Annotated in this window: 14 protein-coding genes; 9 read left to right on the top strand and 5 right to left on the bottom strand. The window is 64.1% G+C overall.

From position 1 onward, the window contains the following. Positions 1 to 34: 34 nt before the first annotated feature. A complete protein-coding gene (gene msrB / locus ACODSZ_RS06690) occupies positions 35 to 430 on the bottom strand; it encodes a peptide-methionine (R)-S-oxide reductase MsrB (RefSeq protein ID WP_008328575.1) in 396 nt (131 codons plus the stop codon). A gap of 86 nt (positions 431 to 516) precedes the next feature. After that, positions 517 to 1992, bottom strand: coding sequence for a protein adenylyltransferase SelO (locus tag ACODSZ_RS06685; protein ID WP_488927300.1), 1476 nt, complete (start codon positions 1990 to 1992; stop codon positions 517 to 519). Between the two features lie 162 nt (positions 1993 to 2154). Here ACODSZ_RS06685 and ACODSZ_RS06680 point away from each other — a divergent pair, with 162 nt between their 5' ends. From ACODSZ_RS06680 to ACODSZ_RS06660, 5 genes are all read left to right on the top strand, one after another. Beyond that, positions 2155 to 3090: a branched-chain amino acid ABC transporter permease gene (locus ACODSZ_RS06680; protein WP_488927299.1), complete on the top strand. Its 936-nt coding sequence runs from the start codon at positions 2155 to 2157 to the stop codon at positions 3088 to 3090. Between the two features lie 3 nt (positions 3091 to 3093). Then, a complete protein-coding gene (locus tag ACODSZ_RS06675) occupies positions 3094 to 4314 on the top strand; it encodes a branched-chain amino acid ABC transporter permease (protein WP_175342541.1) in 1221 nt (406 codons plus the stop codon). Then, complete coding sequence (locus ACODSZ_RS06670) at positions 4314 to 5072, top strand: ABC transporter ATP-binding protein (RefSeq protein ID WP_008328579.1); 759 nt, start codon at positions 4314 to 4316, stop codon at positions 5070 to 5072. The genes ACODSZ_RS06675 and ACODSZ_RS06670 overlap by 1 nt, the downstream gene beginning before the upstream one ends. Then, on the top strand, positions 5065 to 5781 hold the full coding sequence (locus ACODSZ_RS06665; RefSeq protein WP_008328581.1) for an ABC transporter ATP-binding protein: 717 nt from the start codon (positions 5065 to 5067) through the stop codon (positions 5779 to 5781). The genes ACODSZ_RS06670 and ACODSZ_RS06665 overlap by 8 nt, the downstream gene beginning before the upstream one ends. A 99-nt stretch (positions 5782 to 5880) precedes the next feature. Next, entirely contained in the window at positions 5881 to 6162 is a 282-nt protein-coding gene (locus tag ACODSZ_RS06660) for a hypothetical protein (RefSeq protein WP_008328583.1), read from the top strand. Positions 6163 to 6229: 67 nt separating this feature from the next. On the opposite strand, the gene ACODSZ_RS06655 is transcribed toward ACODSZ_RS06660, so the two are convergent. From ACODSZ_RS06655 to ACODSZ_RS06645, 3 genes are all read right to left on the bottom strand, one after another. Further along, positions 6230 to 7537, bottom strand: a complete 1308-nt coding sequence (locus ACODSZ_RS06655) for an MFS transporter (protein ID WP_008328587.1) — start codon at positions 7535 to 7537, stop codon at positions 6230 to 6232. A 148-nt stretch (positions 7538 to 7685) separates the two neighbouring features. Then, positions 7686 to 8444 (bottom strand): SDR family oxidoreductase, encoded by a 759-nt coding sequence (locus ACODSZ_RS06650; protein WP_008328589.1) that lies wholly within the window; start codon positions 8442 to 8444, stop codon positions 7686 to 7688. A 45-nt stretch (positions 8445 to 8489) separates the two neighbouring features. Then, a complete protein-coding gene (locus ACODSZ_RS06645; protein ID WP_488927298.1) occupies positions 8490 to 9923 on the bottom strand; it encodes an aldehyde dehydrogenase family protein in 1434 nt (477 codons plus the stop codon). 309 nt (positions 9924 to 10232) lie between these two features. Between ACODSZ_RS06645 and ACODSZ_RS06640 the strand changes: the two genes are divergently transcribed. The 4 genes from ACODSZ_RS06640 (at position 10233) to ACODSZ_RS06625 (ending at position 14052) form a co-directional block, all read left to right on the top strand. Beyond that, a complete protein-coding gene (locus ACODSZ_RS06640) occupies positions 10233 to 11009 on the top strand; it encodes a FadR/GntR family transcriptional regulator (protein WP_008328596.1) in 777 nt (258 codons plus the stop codon). 67 nt (positions 11010 to 11076) lie between these two features. After that, entirely contained in the window at positions 11077 to 12018 is a 942-nt protein-coding gene (locus tag ACODSZ_RS06635) for a LysR substrate-binding domain-containing protein (RefSeq protein ID WP_008328597.1), read from the top strand. A gap of 222 nt (positions 12019 to 12240) precedes the next feature. Next, on the top strand, positions 12241 to 13422 hold the full coding sequence (locus tag ACODSZ_RS06630; protein WP_175342543.1) for a GGDEF domain-containing protein: 1182 nt from the start codon (positions 12241 to 12243) through the stop codon (positions 13420 to 13422). Positions 13423 to 13746: 324 nt separating this feature from the next. Beyond that, the gene (locus tag ACODSZ_RS06625; RefSeq protein WP_175342544.1) at positions 13747 to 14052 is read left to right on the top strand and encodes a hypothetical protein; all 306 of its coding nucleotides are present in this window, start codon (positions 13747 to 13749) and stop codon (positions 14050 to 14052) included. The last annotated feature ends 49 nt before the right edge of the window (positions 14053 to 14101 follow it).

Below are 14101 nucleotides of genomic sequence, written 5' to 3'. Positions count from 1 at the left end.
CTTCAGTATGTCAAAAAATCGTTGGAGGGCCGGCTTACGCCGGGTCGAAGCGCAGCGAAGCCGAATTGATACAGTAGCGCAGTCCGGTCGGCGGCGGGCCGTCGGGGAAGACATGGCCCAGATGGGCGTCGCAGACGTTGCAGATGATCTCGGTGCGAATCATGCCATAACTGCGGTCCACTTTCTCGCGTACGTTGGCCGGATCGATGGGTTCGAAGTAGCTGGGCCAGCCGCAGCCGGAGTCGAACTTGGCATCCGAGGTGAAGAGCGGGGTGTCGCAACAGACGCAGGTATAGATGCCGGCTTCATGGTGATCCCAGTAGCGGCCGGTGAAGGCGCGCTCGGTGGCGGCTTCGCGGGTGACCTGATATTCCATCGGGTCCAGTTGGTCGCGCCATTGCGCTTCGGTCTTTTCTACACGTTTGTTCATGCTTGACTCCTTGTGGATGACGGACGGCGAGCAACGGCGGCCCGCTCAGGAAGAAAGTTTCAGAAGTGCCAAAAGTCAGGCCGGTCTCAGGAAGAGCAACTCACCTCCAGATGGCTGGCCCAGTCCGGCGGCAGGTCGGCATAGCGGTCGAATTCGGGTTGCTCGTCGAAGGGATGGCGCAGGATCTGCTGCAGGCGCGCCACTTCGCTGAAGTCTTTCTGTTGCGCCTTGTCGATGGCGACCTGGGCGAGATAATTGCGTAGCACGTATTTGGGGTTGACCGCCTGCATTGCAAGCCGGCGGGCCTCGTCGTCGCTATCCTCGGCGCGCAGGCGCTGGCGGTATTGCGCGGCCCAGGCATCAAAGGCGGGGCGGTCGAGGATGAGATCGCGCAGCGGCTCGTCCTGCTCGGGATTGCCGATGCGCAAGTCGCCCAGGCGACGGAAGAACAGGGTGAAATCGACGTGGTTGGCTTGCAGGATGGCAAACAGGGCCTGGATCAGTTGATCGTCCTCGGGCTGGCGTGTGTTCAGGCCCAGCTTGGCATGCAGCAGCGCGTCGTGGCGGGCCTGGAAGATCGCCTCGTAATCGGCCAGCGCCGCCTCGGTCTGCTCCACCGAGCCGATCAGCGGCAGCATGGCCTGGCCCAGCGCGAAGCAGTTCCACTGGCCGATGCGCGGCTGCATCTGGTAGCTGTAGCGGCCCTGGCTGTCGGTATGGTTGCAGATGTGGCGTGCGTCGAAGGCTTCCATGAAGCCGAAGGGGCCGTAATCCAGCGTCAGGCCGAGGATGGACATGTTGTCCGTATTCATTACGCCGTGCATGAAGCCCACCGCCTGCCATTGCGCCATCAGGGTGGCGGTGCGGCGGGTGACTTCCCTGAGCAGGGCCTGATACGGGTTCGCTTCGGTCAGCAGCTGCGGATAGAACTGTTCCAGCACGGTATCGGCCAGGATCTTCAAGTCATCGAAGCGCTGGTTGTAGTACCAGTGTTCGAAGGAGCCGAAGCGGATGAAGCTGGGCGCCATGCGGGTGACGACGGCGGCGGTTTCCGGCGTTTCGCGCAGCACGCGCTGGTCCGAGCCGATCACGGTCAGGGCGCGGGTGGTCGGGATGCCGAGCGCGGCCATGGCCTCCGAGCAGAGGAACTCACGGATCGAGGAGCGCAGCACGGCGCGGCCATCGCCCATGCGCGAATAGGGCGTCTGGCCGGCCCCCTTGAGTTGCAGCTCGATGCGGCCCTGGCCGTCGGCCGCCGGCAGGTCGCCCAGGGTGATGGCACGGCCATCTCCCAGCTGGCCCGCCCAGACACCGAACTGATGCCCGGAATAGACCGCCGACAGCGGCAAGGAACCCGGTGCGATCCGGTTGCCGGCAAAGACGTCGAGGAAGCTGTCATCCTCGTGGGCCGGTCGCGACAGTCCCACAGTGGCCGCTGCGGCCTCGCTGAAGCCGACCAGGTAGGGCGCGGGCAAGGGGGTGGGCTGCAGCCGGGTATGGAAAGCCGGCGGCAGTGCGGCGAAACGGTTCTCGAAGACGGGAAGCGGATAGGGTTGCGTCATGGTCAGCCTGTGGCGCGCGGCCCGAACCGGGCCGCAATCCGCTATTTTGACAGAGAAGCGCGAATCCCATAGGATCGCTCCACTTTTGCGTGCGGCCGGGCTTGGCCGGGCGCGGCAAGCTTTTCTTCCTCTTTGACACGGCATCCCGGCAAGGCTGGTACTTTGGAATTCGCGCTGATCACCTTCCTCAACGGCCTGGGCTACGGCTTTTTGCTGTTCCTGCTGTCCTCGGGCCTGACCCTCATCTACAGCATGATGGGCGTGCCCAACTTCGCCCACGCCAGTTTCTACATGCTGGGCGCCTACGTGGCCTATGCGCTGGCCGGGGTCCTGGGATTCTGGTGGGCGCTGCTGCTGGCGCCGCTGCTCGTGGGCGTGGCCGGGGCGCTGGTGGAGCATTACGGCCTGCGCATCGTGCATCGCTACGGGCATGTGCCGGAATTGTTGTTCACCTTCGGCCTGTCCTATCTGGTGGTGGAACTGGTGCAGCTGGTGTGGGGACGCTCACCCGTGCCTTATCGCATTCCGCCCGAGCTGGACGGCACGCTCTTTACGCTCTATTCGACTGCCTTCCCGGTCTATCGCGGCTTCATGCTGCTGGTGGCGGCGCTCATGCTGCTGGCCTTGTGGCTGTTGCTGCGCCATACCCGCATCGGACTGGTGATCCAGGCCGCGCTGACCCATCCGCAGATGGTCGAGGCGCTGGGCCACAACGTGCCGCGCGTGTTCATGCTGGTCTTTGGCGGTGGCTGCGCACTGGCCGCGCTGGCCGGCGTCATCGGCGGCAATGCTTTCGTCACCGAACCGGGCATGGCTGCCTCGGTGGGCAGCATCATCTTCGTGGTGGTGGTGGTCGGCGGCCTGGGCTCGCTGGCCGGAGCATTCATCACTTCGCTGCTGATCGGCATGATGCAGACCTTTGCGGTGGCGCTGGATATTTCCCTGGCCAGCCTGGGCGTGCAGGTGCCGGCGGGCAGTGCCCTGGCACCGCTGGTGCGGCTGACGCTGGCACAGATGGCGCCGGTGCTGCCCTATCTGCTGCTGGTGGCCATGCTGATCGTGCGGCCCAAGGGTCTCATGGGCCGGCGGGAGGGCTGAACGATGCGATCAAGCCTGCTTGCCTGGCTTTTGTTTGCCCTGGTGCTGCTGGCCGCCCCCCTGGTGTTCCCGCAGAGCGCGGCCTTGTCGCTGCTGTCGCAGATGGGCACGATGGTGCTGCTCTGTCTGTCCTGCAACATGCTCCTCGGTGAGGGCGGCATGCTCTCCTTTGGTCATGCGGTGTATTCCGGGCTCGGCGCCTTCGGCGCCATTGACCTCATGAATCGCATGGACGCTGGCGCGCTGGCCTTCCCGGTGACGCTGGTGCCGCTCGCAGGCGGCCTGACCGGGGCGCTCTGTGCGGTGGTTCTGGGTTATCTCACCACGCGTCGCGCCGGTACCACCTTCGCCATGATCACGCTGGGGCTGGTGGAGCTGGTCTCGGCCAGCGTACTGATGTTGCCGGAGGTCTTTGGCGGCGAGGGCGGGATTTCGGGAAACCGTGTCATCGGCCAGCCCGTGCTGGGCATCAGCTACGGACCCCAAATCCAGGTGTATTACCTGATCGCCGGCTGGCTGCTGGTCTGCACCATTGCCATCTACGCACTGCGTCATACGCCCCTGGGCCGCATCCTCAACGCCGTGCGCGACAATCCCGAGCGCGCCGCCTTCCTCGGCTACGATCCGCAGCGGGTGCGCTACCTGGCGTTGATCCTGTCGGCCTTCTTTGCGGGTGTCTCGGGCGGGCTCTCGGCCATCAACTTTGAAATCGTCAGTGCCGAATACGTGGGCGCGCTGCGTTCGGGCACCATCCTGCTGTTCACCTTCATTGGCGGCACCGCCTATTTCTACGGCCCCATCCTGGGGGGCGTGGTGGGGGTGCTGTTTTCTTCCTGGCTGTCGACCTTCACGCAGGCCTGGCAGTTCTACCTCGGCGCTTTCTTCATCCTGATCGTGATGACGGCGCCGGGCGGACTGGCCAGCCTGATCGACCGCAGCTGGCGCCTGCTGCGCGGCGGTAGCCTGGATGCCCGGCAGGCGTGGCGCCTGGGCTTGTGGCTGGCTGCAGCACTGTGCACGCTGGCCGGCGTGATCCTGGCTACCGAGATGGCTTACCAGGCCAGCCTGGGCAGTCTGGCCGACACAGGCGAGGGCGCTGCACCGCTGCTGCTCTGGGGCTGCGCCATCGACGTGCATGCGGCCCGACCCTGGATCATCGCCATGGCACTGATCGGCGTGGGCAGCGCGGGCTTGCTGGCCTGGCATCGCAAGGGGAGGACATGATGACGACATCTTCCCCGCTGGTGCTGCAGGGCATCCATAAAGCCTTTGGCCGCAGCGAGATTCTGCGCGGTGTCGACCTGCAATTGCAGCCCGGCGAGCGCTGCGCCCTGATCGGTCCCAATGGCGCGGGCAAGTCCAGTCTCTTTCATGTCATCTCGGGCCGCTATCGGGCCGATAGCGGCCGTGTACTGCTGCACGGGCGCGACGTCACGCGCGAGCCGCCCCAGCGCATCCACCGCCTGGGGCTGGCACGCAGCTTCCAGATCACCAGTCTGTTCCCGCGCCTGAGCGCCTTTGAGAACGTGCGCTGTGCGCTGCTGTGGACGCTGGGTTACCGCTATGCCTTCTGGCGCCGCATCGGCCAGTTGCGCGATGCCAGCGCGCGCGCGCTGGCGGTGCTGGAACAGGTTGGTCTGGCAGCGCGCGCCGAGGTGGCGGCGGGCGAATTGAGCTACGCCGAACAGCGCGCGCTGGAACTGGCCGTGACCATGGCTGCGGATGCCTCCGTCATCCTGCTCGACGAACCCACCGCCGGCATGAGCCGCGCCGAGAGCGCGGCCATGGTGGCGCTGATCCGCGAAGTCACCGTCGGCAAGACCCTGCTGATGGTGGAACACGACATGCAGGTCGTCTTCGGCCTGGCCGACCGCATCGCCGTCATGGACAACGGTCGCGTGATCGCCTGTGACAGTGCCGAGCGCATCCGCGCCAATGCCGACGTCCAGGCGCTGTACCTGGACCGGAGGCGCCATGGATAAGCGCCATCCCCTGCTCGCAGTGACAGGTTTGCAGGCCTGGTATGGCCAGAGCCATGTATTGCAGGCCATTTCGCTGGAGGTGCAGGCGGGCGAGATCGTCAGCATCCTGGGCCGCAACGGCGCGGGCCGCTCCACCTTGCTCAAGGCCTTGATGGGCCAGGTGCGCAGCAGCGGCGAGATCCTTTTCGAAGGACGTCCGCTGGCCGGACTGCCCACCCATGCCATCGCACGACGCGGCATCGCTTATGTACCGGAAAGTCGTGATGTCTTTCCCACCCTTACCGTGCAGCAGAACCTGCTACTGGGGCGCAAGGGCGGTCGGCCACCGGCCGATGGCTGGCGCGAGCAAGAGGTGCTGGCGCTGTTCCCGGCCCTGGCGCGGCGCCACAAGGTGGCCGCCGGCGCGCTCTCGGGTGGCGAGCAGCAGATGCTGGCGCTGGGCCGGGCGCTCATGGGTAATCCCTTGCTGCTGCTGATCGACGAACCCACCGAAGGGCTGGCGCCGCAGATGGTCGAGCAGGTGGCGCATTGCCTGGAACGGCTGCGCCAGCGCCAGGTGGCGGTGCTGCTGATCGAGCAGAAGCAGGCGCTGGCGCTGGAGATGTCGCAGCGGCTCTATGTGATGGGGCGCGGCGAGATGGTCTTCCATGGCACCCCGGCGCAACTGGCGGCGGACCAGGCGCTGCAGCAGGAATGGCTGGCGCTCTGAGGCCAGCGTCGGCAAAACCAGGCAATTCTCGTGCAGTCGCGATGGTCGGGCCGGCGCGGGGCGGACACAATCTGCGCTTGACCTCTTCGGGAGACCGTCATGCTGCTCTGGCCCCTGTTGATTTGCCTCGCCATCCTGGCCGTCTACGCGGCTGACCGGGCCTGGTTGCGTCATGTGCAGCGCCAGGACCTGCCCCTGTACGATCCGCAGGGCTATCTGGAAATGACCGCCCGCATGACCGAACTCTGCCACGGCGACCGTACCCGGGTCGACCAGTTGATCGCGCGCCAGCGGCAGCGCTTTGCGCAGGCCGCGCATGCCGAGCTGGTGCGGCTGGCCATGCGGCAACTGCTGGAGCCGCAAGCGGCGCGGCAATCCTGATCCCGATGGAAGAAAAAAACGGCGGCGCGCTTGCAGCGGGCCGCCGTTGTCGCTGATGCCTTGATGCTTACTTGTTGACCAGTTTGGCCGGCAGCGTGAGCGTCAGCAGGCCGCCGACGACCAGCGAGGCCGCCAGCACATACATGCCGGCATTGGTGCTCTGGGTGGTGTCCTTGAGCCAGCCCACCAGGAAGGGGCTGACGAAGCCGGCCAGGTTGCCCAGCGAGTTGATCAGCGCGATCCCGGCCGCGGCGGCCGTACCCGACAGGAAGGCCGTCGGCAGGCTCCAGAACAGCGGCAGGGTGGTCAGGATGCCGACGCTGGCCAGGGTCAGCGAGGCCATGGCCAGCGCGGTGTTGTGGCCGTACAGGGTCGACAGCAGCAGGCCGATGCAGCCCGCGAAGGCCGGAATGGCCACGTGCCAGCGACGTTCGCGGCGGGCGTCGGCGCTGCGGGCGATGAGCACCATGGCGGCGGCCGAGAAGGCGTAAGGGATGGCCGTGAGCAAGCCCACGTTGAGAGGATCGCTCACGCCGGTAGCCTTGATGATGGTGGGCAGCCAGAAGCTCACGCCATACAGGCCCATGACGAAGCAGAAGTAGATCAGCGCGCCCAGCCAGACCCGGCCATTGGCGAACATGGCACCCAGAGACAGGTGCTCCTTCTGGCTTTCTTCGTGGCTGATGTTGGTTTCCAGCAGGCGTTTTTCCTCCTCGGTGAGCCATTCGGCATCACGGATGCGATCCTTCATGTAGAGGATGATCAGCACGCCCAGAATCAGCGAAGGTATGGCTTCCAGGATAAACATCCACTGCCAGCCGGTATGACCCCACACGCCCGGCATGGCGTGCATGATCCAGCCCGAGAGCGGGCCACCGATCACGCCCGAGAGTGCGATGCCGGTCATGAACAGTGCGGTGATCTTGCCGCGCCGGGCAGCCGGATACCAGTAGGTCAGATAGAGAATCACGCCAGGGAAGAAGCCGGCCTCGGCCACCCCCAGCAGGAAACGCATGATGTAGAACATCTCCGGCGTGGTGACATAGGCCATGGCGCCGGAGATGATGCCCCAGGTGATCATGATGCGGGCGATCCACAGGCGTGCTCCCACCTTGTGCAGGATCATGTTGCTGGGCACTTCGAAGATGAAGTAGCCCAGGAAGAAAATGCCCGCGCCCAGGCCGTAGACGGTATCGCTGAACTTGAGGTCCTGCAGCATCTGCAGTTTGGCAAAGCCAACGTTGACCCGGTCCAGGTAGGACGCCACATAGCACAGGAACAGCAGCGGCAGCAGCCGCCAGGTGACCTTGCTGTAGGTCGCGTCTTCAAAGGATGTGCCCACGCCATCGGCGGCGGCACCTGCTTGGTAGCTCATGTCTCTCTCCAGAGGTTGTTTGACGTATCGTTGTTGTACGTTGCCGGCTCTTGGTGGCCGGTACACGGTGCCCCGCATTGTAGTGGCGGTGAGGGCATTGTCAAATCATTATCCTCACCGCTGGCATGAAGTTTTTTACACTGCCGACTTACACGCAGCGTCCTCCGTCGACTTCGATGCAGACGCCAGTGACGAATTGCGCTTCATCCGAGCCCAGGTAGAGGCAGGCATTGGCGATGTCCTCGGGGGTGGAGAAGCGGCCCATGGGAATGGTGGCGACGAACTTCTTGCGGTTTTCCGGGGTATCGGGCACGCCCATGAATTCGGCGAGCAGGCCGGTGGCCGAGATGACCGGGTTGACGCAGTTCACGCGGATCTTGTCGGGACCCAGTTCGGCGGCCATCGACTTGCTGGTGGTAATGACCGCACCCTTGCTGCCGTTGTACCAGGTCAGTCCCGGACGCGGACGAATGCCGGCGGTGGAGGCGATATTGACGAAGGCGCCGCCGCCGACCTGGCGGAAATACGGCACGAAGGTCTTGGCCGAAAGGAAGATGCTTTTCACGTTGACGGCATAGACGCGGTCGAATTCGTCTTCTTCCACTTCCAGCATGGGGCGGTTGCGGTGGGTGGTGCCGGCATTGTTGACCACGATGTCGAGCTTGCCGAAGTGTTCCAGGGCACTGGCCAGCAACTGATCCATGTCGGCGCGTTTGGAGACGTCGGCCCTGGCAAAGACGGCGCGGCCACCGGCGGCCTTGATTTCTTCCACTACCCGCAGGCCACCGGCCTCACCGATGTCGGCCACCACCACGGCGGCGCCTTCACGGGCGTAGACCTTGGCGATGCCTTCTCCGAAACCCGAACCGCCACCGGTGACGATGGCTACCTTGTCTTGCAAACGCATGATGTGTCTCCTTGAAAATTGCGTGTTGGATGAAGGGAAGGGGGATCAGCCGTGGCGGATGGCAATGGTCTTGAGGACCGTGAAGCCATAGAGTGCCTCGAAGCCCTTCTCGCGTCCGTGCCCGCTGGCCTTCACGCCGCCGAAGGGCAGTTCCACGCCGCCGCCGGCGCCATAGTTGTTGATGAAGACCTGGCCGCTGCGAATGGCGCGCGCCAGCCGCAGTTGGCGGCCACCGTCACGCGTCCAGACGCTGGCCACCAGGCCGTAGTCGGTGCCGTTGGCCAGGGCAATGGCCTCGGCTTCATCCTCGAAGGGCATGGCCGCAAGCACCGGACCGAAGACTTCTTCCTGCGCCAGGCGATGGCGCGGCGGGACATCACGCAGCAGGGCCGGGGCCTGGTAGAAGCCGCCGGCCGGGGCAGCGGCGGCGATCTCGCCTTGCGCCACCAGCGCAATGCCGTCGCGCCGCGCATCCGAGAGGAAACCGGCCACGCGCTCCTGCTGGGTCTTGCGGATCAGCGGGCCACAGTCCAGGTCCATCTGCGAAGAGCCGACCTTGAGCGCAGAGAACAGTCCCGACAGACGTTCCAGCACCTGCTCATAAGCCCCGCGCTGCACCAGCAGGCGGCTGCCCGCCGAGCAGGTCTGACCGGCGTTCTGCACGATGGCATTGACCACCACCGGCAGCAGGGCCTCCATATCGGCATCCTCGAATACCACCTGCGGCGACTTGCCGCCCAGTTCCAGCGTCACGGGTGTGTGATGCTCGGCGGCCCCGCGCACGACCAGCTTGCCGACGTTGGGCGAGCCGGTGAAGGACACGTGATCCACATCCGGATGCTTGACCAGCAAGTCGCCGGCCTCGTGGCCATAACCGGTGACGATGTTCAACGTGCCCGCCGGGAAGCCGACCTCGGCGGCCAGTTCGGCCACCCGCAGAATGGACAGGCAGGCATCCTCGGCCGGCTTGACCACGCAGGTGTTGCCGGCGGCCAGTGCCCCGCCCACGCAGCGCCCGAAGATCTGCATCGGGTAGTTCCAGGGCACGATGTGAGCGGTCACGCCATGCGGCTCGCGCAAGGTCAGGACCGTATATCCGGCCTGGTAGGGAATGGTGTGGCCATGCAGCTTGTCGGCGGCACCGGCGTAGAACTCGAAGTAGCGCACGATGGCTGCGGCATCGGCGCGCGCCTGCTTCATGGGCTTGCCGCAGTCGCGGCCTTCAAGTCGGGCCAGTTCTTCCTGGTGATCTTGCAGCTTGTAGGCCAGCTTCATCAGCAGGCGGCTGCGTTCGGCGGCCGAGAGTCGCCCCCAGGCGCCTTCATAGGCAAGGCGGGCGGCTTGCACGGCCTGGTCGATATCGGCCGCATTGCCGCGGGCGATGGCCTCGAAGGTCTGGCCGTCGGAGGGATCGATGACAGGGATGCTCTCGCCGGAGGCGGGAGCGACCCAGCGATTGTCGATGAAGTGCTGCTGCATGGCGGTGGGGTCCTTGGGGTGCGGTTCACTGAAAGGGCAGGGCAACGCAGGCGGCAGGGCGGCATGCAAGGCGAGCGCAGAGAGCGCCGGACCAGTGGTCCGGGCATGGCCTGGCAGGGGCGTGTCTCCTGATGTCTTGTGTTGAACTGCTGTTTTGGTGGTGACCGAATCTAAGCCGGTACGCGGAAGATGTCAAATGAATTTACTGCTTTGCTGACTGCCTGTAGCCTGCCGCTGGCGGTGAGGATGACAAATCCGCTACCATGCGCCATGTCGTTTCTGTTACCTTGCGACTGTCCTGGAGGGTCGATGCCTTTATCGAGCAAGTCTGCGCGCCCCGGCGCTTCCAATGAAATCCTGAGCCTGGCTGCGGCCGGCCTGGGACCGGTGCGTCCGGAACGCTTCGCTGAACGGGTCTATGAAACCTTGTTCCATGCCATCGTCGAAGGCCGCATCGCCGTCGGTAGCAAGCTGCCCTCGGAAAATGACCTGGCCACGCTGTTCGAGGTCTCGCGCCCGGTGGTGCGGCAGGCGCTGGACCGGCTGCGTGAGGATCAACTGGTGGAGTCCCTGCGCGGCTCGGGGACCTATGTGAAGGAAAAGGCGGGACTGGCCCCGGCGCGACCGGACGGCGAACCCGAGACCCGCATCGGCCACATCATGAATGGCCTGGAACTGCGCCTGGTGCTGGAACCGGAATGCGCCTACATGGCCGCCCTGCGGCGCAACAAGCAGGATCTGGAAAAACTGGATACCTTGCTGCTCGGCTTCGAGGAAGCCAACCGCGTGGGCGGCATTGCCCACCATTACGATTTCGGTTTCCATGAAGCCATCGCCCAGGCCACCGGCAACCTGCGCTTCGTGCAGGTGATGAAGACCCTGGAATACGACGTCAGCCACGCCGTCAACATGTTGCGCCACCTGATGCACATCCCGCCCTGGAAGCGCTCGCAGGATGCCATGGACGAGCACCGCCAGATCTTCGAGCTGATCCGCCAGCAGGATGCCGAGGGCGCCCGGCGGGCCATGCGCGGCCACATCGAGAACGCCCGTACGCGCATGTTCAACAGCCGGCCTGGCTTGTAGGCCTGGTTGTCATCAAAGCTGTTAATTTAATTAACTACTCAACACTCTGGCTGGAAAAACTCATCGCATGGAATTACGTCAACTGCGCTACTTCGTGGCCATCGTCGATCACGGTTCGCTCTCGCGCGCGGCGCGGGTGCTGCACATCGCCCAGCCGGCGCTGACCCAGCAGATCCGCCAGCTGGAAGACGAGATGGCGGCGCAGCTGCTGCACCGCTCGGCCCAGGGCGTGATTGCCACCGATGCCGGCAAGGTCTTCTATGAGCATGCACTGGCGATCCTCAAGCAGGTGCAGGACGCCAAGCAGGCCGTGGCGCAATCCACCGACAAACCCTCGGGCACGGTGGCGCTGGGCATTCCGCAGAGCGTGTCCAATGCGCTGGCCTTGCCGCTGTTGAACGCGGTACGCTCGATCTATCCCGAGATCACCCTGCAACTGACCGAGGAATTGACTGGCAACCTCATCACCCAGCTGAAATCAGGACGCCTGAACCTGGCCGTGCTGTTCGATGATGGCCAGCTCTCTTCCTTCGCGGCCACACCCATGATCGAGGAAGAGATGATGTACATCACCCGCGCCCGATCGCAGTACGGTGTCAAGGGCCGCAAGGGGGTGCCGCTGGCCCAGGCCATCCAGGCCCCGCTGATCCTGCCGGGACTGGCCCATGGCGTGCGACCGCGCATCGAAAACCTGGTGCGTAGCCAGGGCATGAGCCTGGATAACGTCATCGAGATCAACTCGGTGGCCATCCTCAAGTCAGCCATCCTGGCCGATATCGGGGCCACCATCCTGCCGGTGGCCCCGCTCTTGGCCGACATCGAGCGCGGCGAGATGGTGGCGCATCGCATCGCCGGAGAACAGATCTCGCGCACCCTGGTGTTGTGCGCTTCCCGCAATATCCCCCTCACCACCGCCGCCGCTGCGGTAGAAAAGCTGGTGCTGGATGTGACGGACGCACTGTGCCGCTCAGGCCAGTGGGGGCATACGCGGGTGCTGGAACGTGAATAAAACTGAATGAGGTCCCCGGTTTTTCGGTATGAAAATTCAGATTTTTTGATGAATTGCTGAAAATAACTGCCGAGCTGGCGGCATCGGTTACACTGGTGGCGACCCCGGTTGTCCTTGAGCCCCCCGCCTACAGAGGACGCCGCCGATGCGCTTGGGGGCGCATCCTCTGCATCGCTTGCCGCGATGTCATCAACACCAGCCCGCAGGGGCGAGCGAATCCGCATGAATCCTTTCACCGCCAGCATCGCGCTGGCCATCGTTCAGTTTTGCAGTGGCGTGATCATGACCGGCCTGTTCATCAGCACGCCGTCAGAACGCTTCACGCGGCTGTGGGCGTTGTCGGGGGTATTTTCGGCGCTGGGTATCTGCATCACCGTCGGGGTGTACGCGGGGCTGGTGGGCAACCTGCATTTGCTCGGTCTGCTGGTGGGCAACACGCTGGTCTTTTCGTCGGGCATCGTGGCCTGGTGCGGCCTGCGCAGTTTCTACCAGCGCCAGTCGGGTAGCTGGCCGCATTGGCTCATCATCGTCTATGTTCTGCTCTTCGTCGCACTGCTCATCGGCGGCGCCGACTTCACCCATCGTTCCTACCTCGCCGTGGGCGGGCTGCAGCTGGTGTTCTGCCTGGTGCTGCATGAATTCTTCAAGGGTCTGTCCGGCCCGCTGGCACGGCGCTATCCGCGCTGGACCTTTGGCCGCTGGATCGGTATGGCTGCCTTGCTCATTCTCAGCGCCACTCATGTGAGCCGGCTGCTGCTTTCGCTGTCGCATCCGGAACTGTTCATGCCGCCCCAGATGCGCATGCTGGGCGTGGCCCTGATCTACCTGATTCCCATCAGTGGCACGTTGCTGCTGTCGGTGTCGCTGATGATGATCTACTTCGAACGCCTGCTGGCCGACAAGCAGCGCCTGGCCACCGAAGATGAACTGACCGGCACCCTCAACCGCCGCGAGCTGGTGCGCTGCGGCGAACAGGCCCTGGCCCAGGCGGTGCAGGGCGGGCGGGTGCTGACGCTGGCCTTCATCGACGTGGACCATTTCAAGCGCATCAACGACACCCACGGCCACCTGGTCGGCGATCGCGTACTGGCCGACATCGGTGCCTTGCTGCGTGAGCACTGTGGCCAGAGGGGCATGGTCGGGCGCTACGGCGGCGAGGAATTCTGCGCGGTCTTCCCGGACGGGGCCGAGGAAGAAGGGCGCCGGATCGCCCAGCACCTGCTGGAAACCGTGTGCAGTCACGACTTCGGCCATGGACAGACGGTCACCATCAGCGTCGGGCTGGCCGTCTTGCGGCCGGGTTGTGCCAAGAGCTGGGATGCCCTGGTGCACGAAGCCGACCAGGCCCTGTATCGCGCCAAGAGTGAAGGGCGCAATGCCTTCCGCATGGCGCTGGCGGCCTGATTTTATCGACAAAAATGCTGAGTCACGAACACAGCGAATCAGCACAACTTGCTTGACTTGGCGCCACACGAATTGCTAGTCTTCAACCTCCCATCTACATGGGATCGGGTTTGGCGACTCGAATTCACCCAAAGCGGACATCCGCCCAATGGCGGTTTTTTTACGTCCGTTGCCTTCGCACGTCGATACCATGGCGGGCCTGGGCAGGGATACCTTCGGGTATGCCGGTGGCTTTGGGTGCCGGTTCGCCAACCCTGTCTTGTGCCTGCCACCTTCATTTGGCGATGAAGTGACAGGTTTTCCAAAGCGACCCAAGGAGGCAACATGCCTGATACTCGTCATCCCGAAGTGTCCCCGATACCCTTATTCCAAGCTTTTTCGTGGCACAACACTGAAGTCCCTCCCTCCAATAACAAGAAGTTTTTTGAGTACGCATACGACGTCAGCAATGGCGTGGCCATCCTGCTTTCACTGATCGAATTCAGCGAAAGTGAGAAAGAAGATGGCAGGCCGCTGCTTTGCGAGCCAGATAAAGGTGCGTTAATGCGCTTGGCGATTACTGCAAGTCGGATGCTTGCCAACGTCGCGGAGAAACGGATCGACTCAGCGAATAACGCATATCCACACTAGTAGGTCTCTGCCTTGGGAGGTGTTATATCGCCTCCCAAGTTCGCTTCAG

It is taken from the genome of Herbaspirillum sp. FG34, assembly GCF_057809315.1.
Note: the sequence above shows the minus strand (reverse complement) of the source record. Positions and strands in the feature narration are given on the sequence as shown.

Excerpts from the sequence above, each read along its gene's own strand:
- msrB (WP_008328575.1), bottom strand. The coding sequence starts at position 430 with ATGAACAAACGTGTAGAAAAGACCGAAGCGCAATGGCGCGACCAACTG.
- ACODSZ_RS06685 (WP_488927300.1), bottom strand. The coding sequence starts at position 1,992 with ATGACGCAACCCTATCCGCTTCCCGTCTTCGAGAACCGTTTCGCCGCA.
- ACODSZ_RS06675 (WP_175342541.1), top strand. The coding sequence starts at position 3,094 with ATGCGATCAAGCCTGCTTGCCTGGCTTTTGTTTGCCCTGGTGCTGCTG.
- ACODSZ_RS06670 (WP_008328579.1), top strand. The coding sequence starts at position 4,314 with ATGACGACATCTTCCCCGCTGGTGCTGCAGGGCATCCATAAAGCCTTT.
- ACODSZ_RS06665 (WP_008328581.1), top strand. The coding sequence starts at position 5,065 with ATGGATAAGCGCCATCCCCTGCTCGCAGTGACAGGTTTGCAGGCCTGG.
- ACODSZ_RS06660 (WP_008328583.1), top strand. The coding sequence starts at position 5,881 with ATGCTGCTCTGGCCCCTGTTGATTTGCCTCGCCATCCTGGCCGTCTAC.
- ACODSZ_RS06655 (WP_008328587.1), bottom strand. The coding sequence starts at position 7,537 with ATGAGCTACCAAGCAGGTGCCGCCGCCGATGGCGTGGGCACATCCTTT.
- ACODSZ_RS06650 (WP_008328589.1), bottom strand. The coding sequence starts at position 8,444 with ATGCGTTTGCAAGACAAGGTAGCCATCGTCACCGGTGGCGGTTCGGGT.
- ACODSZ_RS06645 (WP_488927298.1), bottom strand. The coding sequence starts at position 9,923 with ATGCAGCAGCACTTCATCGACAATCGCTGGGTCGCTCCCGCCTCCGGC.
- ACODSZ_RS06640 (WP_008328596.1), top strand. The coding sequence starts at position 10,233 with ATGCCTTTATCGAGCAAGTCTGCGCGCCCCGGCGCTTCCAATGAAATC.
- ACODSZ_RS06635 (WP_008328597.1), top strand. The coding sequence starts at position 11,077 with ATGGAATTACGTCAACTGCGCTACTTCGTGGCCATCGTCGATCACGGT.
- ACODSZ_RS06630 (WP_175342543.1), top strand. The coding sequence starts at position 12,241 with ATGAATCCTTTCACCGCCAGCATCGCGCTGGCCATCGTTCAGTTTTGC.
- ACODSZ_RS06625 (WP_175342544.1), top strand. The coding sequence starts at position 13,747 with ATGCCTGATACTCGTCATCCCGAAGTGTCCCCGATACCCTTATTCCAA.